Genomic DNA, 15,553 nt, shown 5'->3' with positions numbered 1-15,553 from the left:
GACCTGAATGAGCATTAGTCATTCAGGTTTGATTACGGTTACGGTTAAAACGGCGTTTATAGGAAGAGAGAAAAGAGCGTTTAACGGCGATTTTTTCCTCACAATTACTACAAAAACGCGTGCCAGGATATTGAAACTGGCGTTCGGGTGAAATGGGTTCGTTACATTCAAGACAAAACTGATTGGAACACATTCTGATATTGTTTAGGCGTACTGCATTAACCTGCTGATTATCATTTTTTTCCGTAGTGGATTCATCATTGTTTGCGGTACTGCTTAACATTGTCATATCACTCGTTATGTTTTTTTCGATAATCTGCTACAGCAGCCTTGATGGCATCTTCGGCCAAAATTGAGCAGTGGATTTTCACCGGTGGCAATGCCAGTTCTTCTGCGATGGCACTGTTTTTAATGGCCAGCGCCTCATCCAAACTTTTGCCCTTTACCCATTCTGTAATTAGGCTGGAAGAGGCGATAGCCGAGCCACAACCATAAGTTTTGAATTTAGCGTCTTCGATGATACCGTTATCGCTTACCTTGATTTGCAACTTCATTACATCGCCACAGGCCGGTGCACCCACCATGCCAGTGCCCACGCTCTGGTCCCCCTTTTCAAACGAACCAACATTGCGTGGATTTTCATAATGATCAATGACTTTATCGCTGTAGGCCATGATATGTTCCTTTAACAATTATTATGCTGAGAGGCAAAATCCTATTCTGCACATCAAATAGCCCTCGGTTTAGAGGGAATGTTGCCTTGTACGGGATTACTAAAGCAGAAACCGAAGGTTACTATTGCACGCAGATTAATGAGCTGCCCACTCCACACTACTTAAATCAATACCTTCTTGATGCATTTCCCACAACGGTGACAACTCGCGTAATTTACCGATTTTGGATTTTATCAGTTCGGCAGCGTAATCCACTTCTTCTTCAGTAGTAAAGCGCCCAAAAGTAATACGCAGCGAACTATGCGCCAATTCATCATTACGGCCAAGAGCGCGCAGCACGTAGCTCGGTTCCAGACTTGCTGAAGTACAAGCAGAACCGCTGGATACCGCAATATCCTTCACCGCCATAATCAGGCTTTCACCTTCCACAAAATTAAAGCTGATATTCAGATTCTGGTAAACACGATGTTCAAGGTCGCCATTAATATACACTTCCTCAACATCTTTGATGGCATTAAGAAAACGGTCACGCAGAGCTTTAGCATGCGCATTATCTTTATCCATTTCCAAACGTGCCAGACGGAATGCTTCACCCATACCAACAATCTGATGAGTAGCCAGCGTGCCAGAGCGGAAACCACGCTCATGACCACCACCATGCATCTGTGCATTCAGACGTACACGCGGTTTGCGCCGTACATATAAAGCACCAATCCCTTTAGGACCATAGGTTTTGTGAGCCGACATACTGAGCAAGCCAATTTGATTGGCTTTTACATCAATATGTACTTTGCCGGTAGCCTGCGCGGCGTCAACATGAAAAATTACGCCTTTTTCGTTGCAGATTGCTCCGATAGCGGCAATATCCTGAATCACGCCGATTTCATTATTCACCCACATTACACTTACAACAGTTGTATCTGGGCGGATTGCTGCTTTCAGTTCATCCAAATCAATTAGACCGTTTTCTTTTACGCCGAGATAAGTGACCTCAAAACCTTCACGTTCCAGCTCACGCATCGTATCCAGTACAGCTTTATGTTCAGTTCTGACCGTAATCAGATGTTTGCCTTTACTGGCGTTGAACTGAGCGGCTCCTTTCAGTGCCAGATTATCCGATTCAGTGGCACCGGACGTAAAAATAATTTCTTTAGAATCAGCACCAATTAATGCAGCAATTTCATTCCGGGCATTTTCTACTGCTTCTTCTGCCTGCCAGCCGAAACTGTGGCTGTTTGAAGCGGGGTTGCCGAAGAATTCAGTCAGATAGGGAATCATTTTCTCTGCTACACGCGGGTCTACTGGCGTGGTGGCTGAATAATCCAGATAAATAGGAAGTTTTACGGTCATTGTCGTGTTCTCTTTAAATATCTATCACAGCGCTGGTTTTAGTGCAGATTAATCAAGGTAATCGGCTGCTCAAGGCTGCTTTTTTGTTCATTACTGATATTTCGGTAAGATTGTTGATTGAGGATACATTGCAAAGTAATTCCGCGCAGATAATCGTCTATGGTTTTATTTAGGTTGACCCATAAATCGTGAGTCAGGCAAGGCGTACCATCCTGACAGTCTGCATGGCCGCCGCACAATGTTGCATCCATCGTGTCTTCTGCAGCCGCAATGATATCGGCAATATTGATATGGTCGGCAGCGTGGCTTAAAACATAGCCGCCACCCGGACCTCGGATACTTTCTACTAGCCCTGCACGGCGTAATTTGCCAAAAAGCTGTTCCAGATAAGATAAGGAAATACGCTGGCGCTCACTAATCGCAGTCAGGTTTACCGCACCAGATTGCGCATGCATGGCTAAATCCAGCATGGCAATAACAGCAAAACGCCCTTTGGTGGTTAAACGCATGGCAAAACCCGAAATAGATTGACAATGGCTGAATTATCTAATACCCGACAATTTTAGTCAACTTTATTCATGGCTAAATCAAGTAATTATGCTAGAGCCGAAACCAGCCAAAATAAAAGAATCAAATTGAAACCAACCCATTCAGATCGTATAAACCGGCCAGAAATCATAATTGAAAATTATTTATCTGCTCAAACCTAAAGCATTTTTTGATTTTCATCATTAATCAGTTCGGCCCAGTTACATAGAGACATTAAAATCGGGCTAAGTAAATGACCTTTGTTGGTAAGTGCATAGCTCACTTGTACGGGAGGTTTATCACCTTTCACCGTTCGAGTAATTAACTCATCCTTCTCTAGCTGTTTAAGCTGAAGGCTTAGCGTCATTTCAGTAATATCTGGCATATTTTTTCTGAGTTCACTGAATCTTTTTGGTTGACTACGCAAATAATAAAGAATCACACCTTTCCATTTACCGCCAATTAGATTCATAGCTAAACTAATATTGCAATGATAGCGTTTACCACGATGGGTAATTGCACAGGAATCATCTGTATGCATGATTTTTTTCCTAACTCTCATATTTGATAGTTATAGTATTTTTTTTAAATTCTACTAAAATTATTTGAGTACATAAAATTTTTATAGTTTATTGAGGAAAAATCATGACCCTAATGATACTGGCGCACCCGGATTTTAAAAACTCCATTGCAAACAAAACAATATCCGAATCCTTAGCTGTTAGACTACCGGATATAGAGATTAGAAATATTTACAATTTATATCCTGATTATCAGATTGATGTTGATGCCGAGCAACAAGCTTTGCTTCGTCATGAGCTTATTATTCTTCAATACCCAATGTATTGGTTTAATATGCCCGCTATATTAAAAATTTGGTTTGATCAAGTGTTCACTTATCAATTTGCCTATGGTTCACTAGGAAACAAATTGAAGGGTAAAACATTACTCGTCTCTATGACGGTTGGTCAACCAGAGATTTATTTTCAAAAAGTAAATCATTTTCTCATCGATGATTTTTTACAATCAGTAAAACAATCTGCGGAATATACGCAAATGAATTACCTTGGGTATACTGCCTTATATGGCATTTCTCCAGTATCGGGTATAGCAAAAAATGCCATAGCAGCAAAAGCTGAACAACACAGTGGCAGTTTATACAGTCTGATTCAGAAATTTTGCTAAGCAAGATAAAGTTAATTTTGATCAACATAAAAGGCCTGATTCGAATCAGGCCTGTTTAATTAAAGCTTAATCTTGTATAGGTTAACTATTGATTAGCAAAAGCGTCTGTAGCAGCCACCAATGCCGCTTGATTGGCTGGTTCAAATCCAGAATGTCCCGCTATGGTGACCACCAGCTTGGCATGAGGCAAAGCCTGTTTTAACTCCCAAGCACTTTCAAATGGTGTGCACATATCATAGCGCCCCTGAACAATCACCATCGGAATATCAGCCAACACTTGAATATTTTCTAGTAAAGCAAATTCACTCGCCAGCCAGCAGCGATGAACAAAATAATGATTTTCAATGCGAGCGATTGCTAATGCTTTATAAGAATCGTCATATTCATCCACACCGGCTTGATCTGGTTCCAAATGAACAATATTGCTTTCCCACTGTGCCCATGCTCGAGCTGCATTAAGCTGGGAGGCTTCATCGGTATAAGGATGGCAAAGCAACTCATGGTAGGCATCAATCAGATTGTGTTGTTTATCCACAGCAATCGGAGCAAGATAATTTTTCCATGCTTCAGGAAAAAAACGATTGGCACCCTGCTGATTGATCCAATCCATTTCATGTGGACGGCATAAAAATATTCCTCGAAGTACTAGCTCGGTCACTCGATGCGGATAAGTTTTAGCATAGGCTAATGCCAACGAACTGCCCCAAGAACCGCCAAAGACTTGCCATCGCTCAATCTGAAGCATTCGGCGTACTTTTTCTATATCTTCTACCAGATCCCAAGTGGTATTGTCATCAATACAAGCATAAGGTAGGGAGCGGCCGCAGCCACGCTGGTCTATTATAATGATGCGGTATTTTTCTGGATTAAAAAAACCTCGGCAAGCTGGTGAAGCTCCTGCACCCGGTCCGCCATGCAAAAAAATTACCGGCTTACCGGCCGGATTACCGCTTTCTTCCCAGTAAATCTGATGAATTGCAGAAACTTGCAATAGGCCAGACTGATATGGCTCAGCTATCGGGTACATAAGTGTATTCCTAAAAATATTTATGTAACTAAGTGATTATTATTAATTCTAAATTGATTGCAAACAGTTTTTAGTATAAGCCTGTAAGATAAAACTAAATATCAGCGAAACCATTTGCGCACCGCATCCAAACCACCAAAGCGTACACTGATGGTAGTAGCAGCCTGAGTTTTTGGTTTTGCATGATAAGCTACACCAAAACCGGCAGCCTGTAACATCGGAATATCATTGGCACCGTCCCCCATAGCCACAATCTGAGATTTAGCCAATCCTAACTTTGCTGAATATTCTGCCAGTAAATCAGCTTTAGCCTGTGCATCGATAATACGGCCGGTTAGCTCGCCAGTTAACATATCGTTTTGCACTACTAATTGGTTGGCATATGTGTAATCAAGCCCGTATTGCTGTTTGAGACGATCAGTAAAGTAAGTAAAGCCACCTGAAACCAGCAAAAACTTTACCCCATATTCTCGACATTGCTGTAACAGCCATTCGGCTCCCGGTGATAATTTCAAAACTTCGTCATATACTCGGTTAAGTTCAGTAACCGGTAACCATTTTAACAATGCTACCCGAGCACGTAATGATTGCTCAAAGTCAATTTCTCCGCGCATTGAGCGTTCAGTAATGGCTGTTACTTCTGCCTGCAGACCCACGCCGGCCGCAATTTCATCTACACATTCAATCGTAATCAGGGTTGAATCCATATCGCTGACAATCAGTCCCAAGTCAGCAAAACACTTATCCGGTAGAATAGCAAAATCAATATGCTGTGCCAGTAGCTTAGCTTGTACTGCCTCTTCAAGCTTGAATTCTTTCTGTACTGGTAAGCGTAATACTGATTTATTGAAACTGTACTCAGGTGAAATAGGCATAATTGCATCTAATGCAGACAAATCACAGGAAAGCAAATCAGCGTGCTGTAAAACCAGAACGAAACTCATGACAAATACACAGCTTGATAAAAATGCCCAGTATAGACATCAGTATCAGGCTTGACAACAAACGGCTGGAAAAGAGACGTTTTCAATAAATAATGAAATATCACCAGCTGATTTAAACCTAATTAACCTAATAAAAAATAAAATAAATATTATTTACATTGGATTCTTAAAATCTAATGAAAAAACACAGACCAGTTTGTACAATGCAGCTTTTTGTCCAAAATAGCGGCGGTAAAAGAATAAATTAATATCCAGAAATTTCAGAATTATTGCTATTATTCCAGTCCGCATCTTTATGGAGTTATTACATGCAACACCCCTCAACCACCTCATCGGCGGTCGATCAATACCGGGAATTAACCATTCGCGGCATGATCTTAGGTGCACTCATCACTGTTATCTTTACAGCATCTAATGTATATCTGGGGCTAAAAGTCGGCCTGACATTTGCATCATCCATACCAGCAGCCGTGATATCCATGGCTGTACTCAAATGCTTTCAAGGCTCAAATATTCTTGAAAACAACATGGTACAAACACAGGCTTCAGCCGCCGGAACATTGTCTTCAATAATTTTTGTCTTACCCGGCCTGCTGATGATTGGCTACTGGCAAGGCTTTCCCTTCTGGCAGACCACTTTAATATGTGTGGCTGGTGGTATTTTGGGTGTTATTTTTACCGTACCCCTGCGTCATGTACTGGTTGTTAAAAGTGATTTACCTTATCCAGAAGGCTTGGCTGCTGCCGAAATACTCAAAGCCGGAGATCACAATCAGCCGCAGAACGATGCTGATGCTCAGGAACCACAAAGTGGAGTAAAACAAATTGTTACCGGCGGTATACTATCAGGTATATTCAGCTTTTTGGTCAGTGGATTACGCATAATTAGCGAAAGCGCTAGCGCTTGGTTTAAAGTAGGGGGCGCAGTTTTTCAGGTACCCATGGGATTCTCACTTGCTCTACTGGGTGCCGGCTGGCTGGTAGGAATTACCGGTGGTATAGCCGTCTTATTGGGTATGTTTTTCTCATGGGGCATAGCCGTACCGTATTTTACCAGCACCACACCCATGCCTGAGCATGCAAGCATGATTGATTTTGCCATCAATTTGTGGGTTACCAAAGTTCGTTATATTGGCGCTGGGGCAATCGCCGTGGCAGCAATCTGGACTTTAATCACCCTGTTCAAACCGATGCTAGAAGGCATGAAACTATCTTTTCAGGCTTTTAGTTCAAGCTCAGATAGCGCACAGACACAGGAACGGGTGAATCAGGATTTATCTCCCAAAACCATGCTACTTATTGTGCTTGCTACATTGATTATTCTGGCAGCCACCTTTTATAGTTTTATTTCCTCTGTGCATATATCCGTTGGACTTGCCTGTGCGCTGGTAGCTTGTGCCACAATTATGGCATTTATTATTGGTTTTCTTGTGGCTGCGGCCAGTGGCTACATGGCCGGCCTGATTGGTTCTTCTTCAAGCCCAATATCCAGTATCGGAATTGTTTCAATTGTTATTATATCTTTAGTATTCATGGTAATTGGCCAGTCAAGTGGCATCTTTGCTATGGCAGGTGGCAACCAGTTTATGACCGCACTGGCGTTGTTTACAGCATCTGTAGTCATGGCTATTTCTACTATTTCAAATGACAATTTGCAGGATTTAAAAACCGGCCATCTTGTGCACGCCACTCCATGGCGTCAACAGGTTGCCCTGATTATCGGCTGTATTGTTGGTGCCATTGTTATTTCGCCAGTACTGGAATTGCTATATAACGCTTATGGCTTTACTGGCGCGTTGCCAAGAGCAAATATGGATGCAGCACAGGCATTGTCTGCGCCGCAGGCTACGCTGATGACTACTATAGCCAAAGGTATTTTCTCCCATAATCTGGAATGGACCTATATTAAAATAGGTGTCTTCCTAGGTATATTTCTTATCCTTCTGGATTTAGTAGTCAAAAAACTGCGCCCGGGCTGGAGTGTGCCTCCATTGGCAGTAGGTATGGGCATTTACCTGCCTGCTTCTGTAAATATGCCCATTTTTATTGGCACCGTACTTTCATACTTCTGTATGCGTCACATTAGAAATCGATACAGCGACCCTAAAACACAGCAGCGTGAGCTAAAAGCCACTGACCGCCGTGGAACTTTACTGGCAGCTGGCTTGATTGTTGGTGAAAGTATTGTTGGCGTGGTCATGGCCATGGTAATTGTGGTTTCCATTGCGTTAGGTGAAGGAGAAGCGCCGCTGGCTCTGAATTTGCATAACTGGGATAAAATGAGTGAGCTCTTGGGACTGGTATTCTTTGCTTGCGCTATCATTTTCTTGATAAGACGCATTATTAGAAAATAGAAATCAAAGAATTAACAAAAAAAACAGCGTGTTAAAACGCTGTTTTTTTGTTACGGTAGCTTAATTAGACTGCCTCTGACCAAGATATAATCCTAGTCAACAACATAAAGAAAATAGTTAAGGAATGCAGTAATTAAAAATAAATATAATTGGACTGATAAAATTTTGACCAATACTTAAAGAAAATTGAATAATCAGATTTATAATCTGAGCAATTAATTTAGCTTCGCAATTTGGCACGCCTACAGGGATTCGAACCCCGGTTGCCGCCGTGAAAGGGCGGTGTCCTCGGCCACTAGACGATAGGCGCGTGCATAATAAGCGTGCGAATTATCCCTAAGTGGGCATAGATATGTCAAATTGTGTGAGTGAGTGGATTTTTGCTAAAATATCAACATAACAGTATATTTATCAAATAAAAATGTACTGAACTTTATTCAATTTACTTTAAGTGCATCTGTGGTTTTATTCAAAATTGGATATCAATAAAAATAGTATTTTTTAAGCAATGTCAAAATTAATTTGAATAAAAATATTCTTTATTTCTAAATCTAATCAAAACAGACTTAATTTACATGTATTAAATTATTTTTATAAATTAAATAATTCAAAAGGGCAAAATAAAAATTTTACTTTGAAACAAGAAAATTAATTTATTTTCAATTTATCTGTTAGTAATGGAAATTACTTAATTATTGATGGTAATATTGTATTATGGTAATGGATTCAGGTTTCATTCATACCGTTATATAAGGGACTTAAACAAATTAATAAGTAAAGGTGATGATTTTGTCTGTTATTTGAATTACAGTAAGCCACAAATTCAATTAACAGGTTAAATATTATCTGGTGACAAAGGATTAAAGGTAATGAAAAACGGTTTTGCCTCTATTGTTCTGGCTATATTGTTATCTTGCTCTTTAAGCAATGTTTTTGCTTATAAACCTTCGCAGTTTGATAAAATAAGGCTTAAAGAAAATTGCAAAAATGAGCAGGAGTCACCTTTTAAAGATTTTGCCGGTACGCCCAGTTGTGACAAGCTGAAAAAAATTGAAATAGAGGAAAATCAGCCTACCTATCGGGTAAAGCAAGAAATGTAAGATTTGTTGTCTGCAAAGCTTTATGTTTTGGATAGTCTAAGGCGGAAATATAAATTCCATTAACTCTGATTTTCATGATGGCGCTGCTTCTTTGTTGCAAAATGCCGCGGCTGTGACCATTATTCGCAGCAATTTATTAGCTCTGAACAGAAAAAAATATCAGCTATGCGGTAATTAATTATCAGCTCGGTTGTTTGTAGTGAAAAAGCTCATGCTCTGCATGAAATAGCGCATACGCTGGGTAAGCTGTTGGCCGAACGCGATGCGCTTGGCAGTATGGCATTGGTGGATGTTAAGGAAATGCTCCAGTTCAATGGCTATCTCAGTGCGCTGGTTGATGGTTTGGTGTAGTGTATTGCTGAGAATAAGGGCAATGTGCTGGTATTGAAGCAGAATTAACGTTTGGTTGAGTAAAAACACCCCTTGGAATGCGTTTTTATTAGAAAGAATGTTTAGATAATAGTTTTGAAACGCTGTTTATACAAATGTGATTAATTTATAGAGTTATTAAAAAGTATAGTTCAAATTTATCCGTTATAATTTATTTCTATCAAAACGAATAATACTAAAAATTTGAAGAATTATCCTTTCAAGCTGAAATGATTTAGTTTCGGTTTAAGTGTATATTTGTCATTTTCTGTTAATATAGAACTTATTTTTTAACTCTGTGTATAGACATCAAAATAGAAATAATATTTTTATAAAAAAATTTAGTTATTATTTAAATATGTTATATGCCTAATTTTATAAACTATAAATTTGAAAAATATTTTTCAATTTATAACTTTTATTTTACTAAGAGCATAGTAATGTATTAATCTTTTGAAGCTTCCTCATAATCCATAGTAATTTTCATGTAGCATAAATACTTTGCTTTCTCAAAATTAAGCCTATTTTTTAATACTAAAGCATTATAATATTCATCATCTGGGTATTGTAATTTATTTAAAAGACTAGTTGTATAGGTAGTAAAATTTATCAATGCTCTATCACAAAGAAGATAAGGAAACATCTCCTCATTGAAAGGAAAATATTTTTTATAAGACAAAATTTGTCTTCTACTTCGCTATATGGTTTTGTTATGTAATCATTTATATCATACATTAGATATTGATTTATAGTCTTATAATCACCTTGCTTATAAGCATTTAAAATATTTTTTTCATCAATATCGATTTTATGAAACAAATCAACCGCAAATTGCTTTGCTTGTTGGGGTGTCATGCTTGAATAAAATTCTGGCTTTTTCTGTTCTATATCTGCATCTTTTTCTTGCAATTTTAATTTACTTTGATTTGATGGATTAGTATGATTTAAGTTATCTTCTTCTGACCAAACAAACTTATTTAGCCCACATAATAAAAAAATTAATAAAAAAACTTTTTAAACATTTCTATCTAATGTATTTGGTATAAATAGCAAAAATTTTTATTATAATACATTATAATTAAATTTTTTAATATAATCTCACTAAAAATTTATATGGCTTACATCGCTATAAATTTTAATACTGCTTAATTATTAGTTATCATCTGTTTTACCTTTAAAAGTTTCTACAAATTTCTATTTTTCGATGCTTGGATTACTGGTTTTTACCTTTTGTTTAAATTTATGCTTCAGCTTTATATAGATTTGGCGCATTCAGTAGTTTGTTTAAGAAAGCATATGTATAAGGCGTTGTTGAATTTCTTCATCAGGTTCAATTTTGGCCAGTTTTTTTAAATTTATTAAGATTTCATTTGACCATTGTTGGCGCTCTAAAGCTTCTATGGCATTTAAGGCCATTATTCGGTTTCTGATTAATGGACTTTGTAAGCCTATTAATATTAATTCTTCAGCTAAACCAGGAAATCGGTCTAGTTCTTGCAATATGGTATCAAGCACATCGTGTACCGCATACTTACTGTCAGTAAATATTTTTAATGATGGACCAGTAGGAATGGTAGAAAAATCATTTTGTTCTTTGGCCAATTGTATTACTTGTTCTATTTTTTGTTTGTCTTCTGTTTGCATTAAGAATAGCCATTGATTGGTTTTATATTTTTTTTGACGGTTGAAACGTATTTGCCATGAGTCATATCCTAGTTGTGAATAAATATACGCTGCATAATTAAATTTTAAATCGTTCTTATCTTGAAGATTTTTTTCTATTAGAGGTATCCAATGTTTTTGTTGAATAATTTGTTGTGCTTTTTCTGTGATTATTGTTTTGATGTTTCTATCCCAGTTTAAATTGCTGTCATCAAGCTCTGTGGTAATAAAGTCAAGGATGACGATGACAGAATGGAGAATTTTTATATCTGTTAAGGTATGTTTGGTTAAATGTTTGAGGTAATTTAAACATACTAATCCACTATCTTCATAATCATATATATCTTCTGCTGGGCCACCATTAATTAATGCTAGGATGATTTGGGCTGCGCTGCTCAGAAATGATGTATCCACATTGTTTTGTTCTAAAGCAATTTTTAATTCACCCGCTTTGGCACATGAGTAGGCGAGATATTCGTTCATAACTTTGTTTTTATATCCTTCTCTTAAGAGCCAGTCTTTAGTTTTTGCTGATGGGTTTTCAATCAGATACCTCACTACGTTGATGCGACCCCATCCATTTACTTTTTTGGCTAATGATAAAAGATTTTTTTCTATTTCTTCAGGATTTTTAAGGGTTTTAGTTAAGGCAACGGCAGAATATAAGGTAAATTCTTCATGCATGCCTAGTAAATGAAATAATTCAGTTTGTTCTATAGAATATGAGCCTAGTAGGGCTATGGAAAATTTAATGACTTCTCTGTCAGGACTATTAAGAGTCAGCCAGTAAAAAAATGAATAAAGCTTTTGTAAGTTAATATCTTCCTGAGGTAATTTTTTTAAAAGGCTATCAATTATGGTTAAAGTGGTTCCTTTTTTTACTAGTGAATACAGTTGGCTAATATCATGCTCATTGATCTGTTCAGACAAGGATTTAAGGAGAGACAATATTTTATTTAATTTTTTTTCATCTGCGCTATAAGAGCAATGATAAATGGTTGTTCCGTCCTGGGCTCCTGCTATCCATTTGATTTCATCTTCGTTTTGCGATTCATCTGGTAGTTTTTGTGCTTCCTCAGGCAGAGTATCTGCATCTTTATAGGGCAAGAGAATCTTATAAATACTTGGTAGTGATTTTTCCCAGACGATGGGGTATCCGTTAGCATCGTTAGCTATATGATTAAAGATATTAGTATATTTATTGTCCATTTTTTAATAGCTAGATAAAAAGAAATAATTTGTATATACTATATAGAGAAACAAAACAACAAGGTGTTGGCGCACCTTGTTGTATTACGTTTTTTTAAAAGTTGTTAAAAACGTAAATGATCAACGATATGAAATTATTAATTGAATTTATGAGTTTTGCTAATTCAACAATAATTTGTATAAACATTCTTCCTCCTTTCTTTGAAATAAATGTTAGTGGGATTGGGGCTGTTAATTATCATTAGCCCCCACTTGTTCAGCTCTTTCTTTAAATCGTTCGTAGAGCGTTTTTAAAGTTCCTTGGTTAAATTCGCCTTTTTCATTTAATTCTTTCATTACTTTGACAGGATTTCTCATCAAAATATAATGAAATGGACCGGTATGGCCTTCATAGTTTTTAATAAATCCGTATTCAACAAGTTTGAGCATTCTGCCTTTCCATGTGTCTTGTGCCCTTTGACCTGTAAAACCGGCTTCCTTGGCAAATAATTCTGGGTTATCAATTTTCATAAAACTGAAATCCGGTAATCTGGCCCATAAACAAAAATAAGTATGTCCTACTGGTTTTCCCTTAGTTAATACATCCAATATTTGCATGGTAATGGGTAATACTCTCGGAATAGTAGAATAGCCAATCATTTTCTTTCTATCCCAATAATCGTTGTTACTAAAAGATACTGGGTCAATTTCTACGAACTTTTCCTGTGCAATAGTTCTTGGAGTTTTTCTAAATTTTTTGTTGACAACTTTTTCTGTTTGATTTTTGTTTTCGCTATCCTCCTTCTTTTCAATTTTGGTTGGTTTTGTGCTGTCCATGGCCTTCCTTTCATGTTTCGAATTTAACATATATAACTAAAATATTTTTGAGAATTTTATTACTTGTGTTGCATGATATTTTGATTTAAAAATTTATGAAATGCAACAAAATTTTCAAAAATATTATTTGAAATGTATTATATGTTGCAAAATATTTAAATAAAATTCAAAAAAAACAAATAATTAAAATATTATATATGTACTATAGTTATCTATTATTCTTAGTAATATGTTCTTATTGGTTGGGAGAGGGGTATGGGGAGAGGGGATAAAGTTGAGAATGAAACTAATTTTTATGCTAAAGAGATATATTCATTTATTATATATTGTGACTAAGAATTTATTCTTAAATAATAGATTTTTATTAAGGATATTTATTTTCACCTTTAATCCATGCAATTGAGCCACTCCATCAACAATAGATAACCCTAGCCCGCTGCCGCTGCTTTCCTGTCCGGCCGGTCGGAAAAACCGTTCGCGCAGGCGTGGTAGGTTTTCGGGGGCGATGGCGTTGCAGGGGTTTGTGATGGTGATACTGTCGGCTGCTAGGGTGAGGTTGATGGTGCTGTGTTCGGGGCTGTAGCGGATCGCATTATCCAGTAAGTTGCGGATAAGTATGGTCAGCAGGGTCGGGTCGCCGGTCAGGGGTAGTATGTATGCTGTTTCGGACTGATACTGGCGCTGGATGCGACAATGGCGTTCGCGTGCTTGAAGACTGACGCTTTCAATGGCTTCATTAGTGATTTCTGTCCAGTTTACTGCGGTGGTATAAGGCGGGGCTGTGAGAGGGTCGAGGCGGGAAAGAGTGAGGAGCTGGTCGACCAGATGGGTGGTGCGGTCGATGCTGTGTTCGATGGTGCGTACGCGTTGCTGTTGGGCATCGCTGAGGCTGGTTAATGCCAATACTTCTGTTTGTACTTTGAGGGCAGCCAGCGGGCTGCGCAGTTCATGTGCGGCATCAGCAGTAAAACGCAGCTCACGGGCTCGGGTTTGTTCAATACGCTGGAGTAAGTCGTTCAGCGCGTTAATCATGGGTTGTATTTCGCTGGGAACGGCGCTGGTAATGGGCGTGACGCTATGCGGATCTCGCTGGTATAGAGTCTGGGTTAATTTTTGCAGAGGTTTGGTGCCTCGACGGACGCCCCATACTATGAGCCATAGCAGCAGAGGGATGGCAAGGATAGATACGGCCAATTGTGACCATACGGCGCGTAAGACGGTTTGCAGGCGTTCATGCATGCTGAAGGATACAGCTACTTGAAGTTGCTGCTGAGGGTTATTCAGGTAAAAGAGGCGCCATGCGTGACTTTGCCACCATTCCCCCTGATTGATGAAGCCTTGGTAGTTGTTGCGGTATGGGATGCTGTGACCGGTCTGGTCTGCGTTGATAAGCTGTCCTTTGTACCAGATGGCATAGCCGGATTCTTTGCTGTCGATGAGTCCTCGTTGTTTTTGTGGTATTTCCGGCAGGGTTGGGTAATGACTGGTATCAAGGTTGATGGGAGTATGCATCAGCCGCTGTGCGAGCTGGCTCATTTGAGTATCGCCGGCTTCGTCTATTTCATGCATGACGGCTGCTGCGCTAATAAAGGCAGTGACTAGCCACAAAATGGGCAGGGTGGCACCAAGATAGATAAGTAATCGCCGGCTGATGGCGGTGGTGGGCTTCATGGTGCCTCTCCGAGCTGATAGCCAAGACCGCGGCGGGTGCGGATGATGCTGGCACCGATTTTTTTGCGTAAATGATGTACGTGAACTTCTACGGCGTTGCTCTCAACTTCTTGCTCCCAGCTATAAAGTTTGTCTTCGATCTGAGCCCGCGTAAATACGCGCTGGGGGTGAGTAACGAGTAGTTGCAGCAGCAACCATTCGCGCTGGGTGAGATTTAGTGGCTGGCCATATAAGCTGGCGCTACAGCTGTTGAGACTAAGGATAAGCTGGCCAAAGCTGATTTGGGTCTGGCTGATGCCTTGACTGCGCCTTATCAAGGCGTGAAGGCGGGCAATGACCTCATCTAAGGCAAAGGGTTTGCATAGGTAATCATCTGCTCCGGCATTGAGACCAGCTAGCCGGTCTGGCAAGGCATCCCGTGCAGTAAGAATGAGTACGGGAGTATTGATTTCCTGTTCGCGCCAGTGTCTGAGTACGTCCATACCGTCTGTTTCGGCTAGACTTAAATCGAGTATAACGGCGTCGTATGGAGCAGCGCTCAGCGCTTGTTCACCCAGACGTCCGGAAGCAAAGATATCACAGGCCATGCCATGCTGGTGTAAGCCTGCATGCAGGCCATCTGCAATATCGCTGTCGTCTTCGAGTATCAGTATGCGCATGCTTT

15 protein-coding genes and 1 tRNA gene are annotated in these 15,553 nt (G+C 39.2%); 3 read left to right on the top strand and 13 right to left on the bottom strand.

Annotated elements, in window-relative coordinates; translation table 11 throughout:
* Positions 1 to 22 precede the first annotated feature (22 nt).
* The 5 genes from J3U67_RS07610 to J3U67_RS07590 form a co-directional block, all read right to left on the bottom strand.
* Complete coding sequence (locus J3U67_RS07610; RefSeq protein WP_267404594.1) at positions 23 to 289, bottom strand: TraR/DksA C4-type zinc finger protein; 267 nt, start codon at positions 287 to 289, stop codon at positions 23 to 25.
* Between the two features lies 1 nt (position 290).
* Entirely contained in the window at positions 291 to 674 is a 384-nt protein-coding gene (gene iscU, locus J3U67_RS07605; RefSeq protein WP_025330175.1) for a Fe-S cluster assembly scaffold IscU, read from the bottom strand.
* 135 nt (positions 675 to 809) lie between these two features.
* Entirely contained in the window at positions 810 to 2,024 is a 1,215-nt protein-coding gene (locus tag J3U67_RS07600) for an IscS subfamily cysteine desulfurase (protein WP_100139741.1), read from the bottom strand.
* A 38-nt stretch (positions 2,025 to 2,062) separates the two neighbouring features.
* A complete protein-coding gene (locus J3U67_RS07595) occupies positions 2,063 to 2,533 on the bottom strand; it encodes an Rrf2 family transcriptional regulator (RefSeq protein WP_100139742.1) in 471 nt (156 codons plus the stop codon).
* A 197-nt stretch (positions 2,534 to 2,730) separates the two neighbouring features.
* A complete protein-coding gene (locus tag J3U67_RS07590; RefSeq protein ID WP_267391363.1) occupies positions 2,731 to 3,093 on the bottom strand; it encodes a winged helix-turn-helix transcriptional regulator in 363 nt (120 codons plus the stop codon).
* A 104-nt stretch (positions 3,094 to 3,197) separates the two neighbouring features.
* On the opposite strand from J3U67_RS07590, the gene J3U67_RS07585 reads away from it, so the two are divergent.
* Entirely contained in the window at positions 3,198 to 3,737 is a 540-nt protein-coding gene (locus J3U67_RS07585) for an NAD(P)H-dependent oxidoreductase (protein WP_267391362.1), read from the top strand.
* Positions 3,738 to 3,822: 85 nt separating this feature from the next.
* Here the strand turns inward: J3U67_RS07585 and pip are convergent, their stop codons facing one another.
* Complete coding sequence (gene pip / locus J3U67_RS07580; RefSeq protein ID WP_100152244.1) at positions 3,823 to 4,764, bottom strand: prolyl aminopeptidase; 942 nt, start codon at positions 4,762 to 4,764, stop codon at positions 3,823 to 3,825.
* 101 nt (positions 4,765 to 4,865) lie between these two features.
* Positions 4,866 to 5,708 carry a phosphoserine phosphatase SerB gene (gene serB, locus J3U67_RS07575; protein ID WP_267391360.1) on the bottom strand — a complete coding sequence of 281 codons (843 nt, stop codon included), beginning with the start codon at positions 5,706 to 5,708 and terminating at the stop codon, positions 4,866 to 4,868.
* Between the two features lie 308 nt (positions 5,709 to 6,016).
* Here serB and J3U67_RS07570 point away from each other — a divergent pair, with 308 nt between their 5' ends.
* Positions 6,017 to 8,062, top strand: a complete 2,046-nt coding sequence (locus J3U67_RS07570) for an OPT family oligopeptide transporter (protein WP_267404592.1) — start codon at positions 6,017 to 6,019, stop codon at positions 8,060 to 8,062.
* A 234-nt stretch (positions 8,063 to 8,296) separates the two neighbouring features.
* Here the strand turns inward: J3U67_RS07570 and J3U67_RS07565 are convergent.
* A tRNA-Glu gene (locus tag J3U67_RS07565) sits at positions 8,297 to 8,372 on the bottom strand.
* A gap of 559 nt (positions 8,373 to 8,931) precedes the next feature.
* Here J3U67_RS07565 and J3U67_RS07560 point away from each other — a divergent pair.
* On the top strand, positions 8,932 to 9,162 hold the full coding sequence (locus J3U67_RS07560) for a hypothetical protein (protein ID WP_267391299.1): 231 nt from the start codon (positions 8,932 to 8,934) through the stop codon (positions 9,160 to 9,162).
* Between the two features lie 978 nt (positions 9,163 to 10,140).
* Here the strand turns inward: J3U67_RS07560 and J3U67_RS07555 are convergent.
* The 5 genes from J3U67_RS07555 to J3U67_RS07535 all read right to left on the bottom strand — a co-directional run bounded on the left by J3U67_RS07555 (position 10,141) and on the right by J3U67_RS07535 (position 15,548).
* Positions 10,141 to 10,440 (bottom strand): hypothetical protein, encoded by a 300-nt coding sequence (locus J3U67_RS07555; RefSeq protein WP_267391298.1) that lies wholly within the window; start codon positions 10,438 to 10,440, stop codon positions 10,141 to 10,143.
* Positions 10,441 to 10,815: 375 nt separating this feature from the next.
* The gene (locus J3U67_RS07550; protein ID WP_267404589.1) at positions 10,816 to 12,402 is read right to left on the bottom strand and encodes a hypothetical protein; all 1,587 of its coding nucleotides are present in this window, start codon (positions 12,400 to 12,402) and stop codon (positions 10,816 to 10,818) included.
* A gap of 231 nt (positions 12,403 to 12,633) precedes the next feature.
* The gene (locus tag J3U67_RS07545) at positions 12,634 to 13,218 is read right to left on the bottom strand and encodes a hypothetical protein (protein ID WP_267391295.1); all 585 of its coding nucleotides are present in this window, start codon (positions 13,216 to 13,218) and stop codon (positions 12,634 to 12,636) included.
* Between the two features lie 312 nt (positions 13,219 to 13,530).
* Positions 13,531 to 14,889, bottom strand: coding sequence for an ATP-binding protein (locus J3U67_RS07540; RefSeq protein ID WP_267391294.1), 1,359 nt, complete (start codon positions 14,887 to 14,889; stop codon positions 13,531 to 13,533).
* Positions 14,886 to 15,548, bottom strand: coding sequence for a response regulator (locus J3U67_RS07535; protein WP_267391293.1), 663 nt, complete (start codon positions 15,546 to 15,548; stop codon positions 14,886 to 14,888). Before J3U67_RS07535 ends, J3U67_RS07540 begins: the two co-directional genes overlap by 4 nt.
* Between the last annotated feature and the right edge of the window lie 5 nt (positions 15,549 to 15,553).

It is taken from the genome of Snodgrassella sp. B3837 (genome assembly GCF_026535955.1).
Classification (GTDB): domain Bacteria; phylum Pseudomonadota; class Gammaproteobacteria; order Burkholderiales; family Neisseriaceae; genus Snodgrassella; species Snodgrassella alvi_E.
The sequence above is the reverse complement of the archived record's forward strand: the minus strand, read 5'-3'. Positions and strand labels throughout refer to the sequence as shown.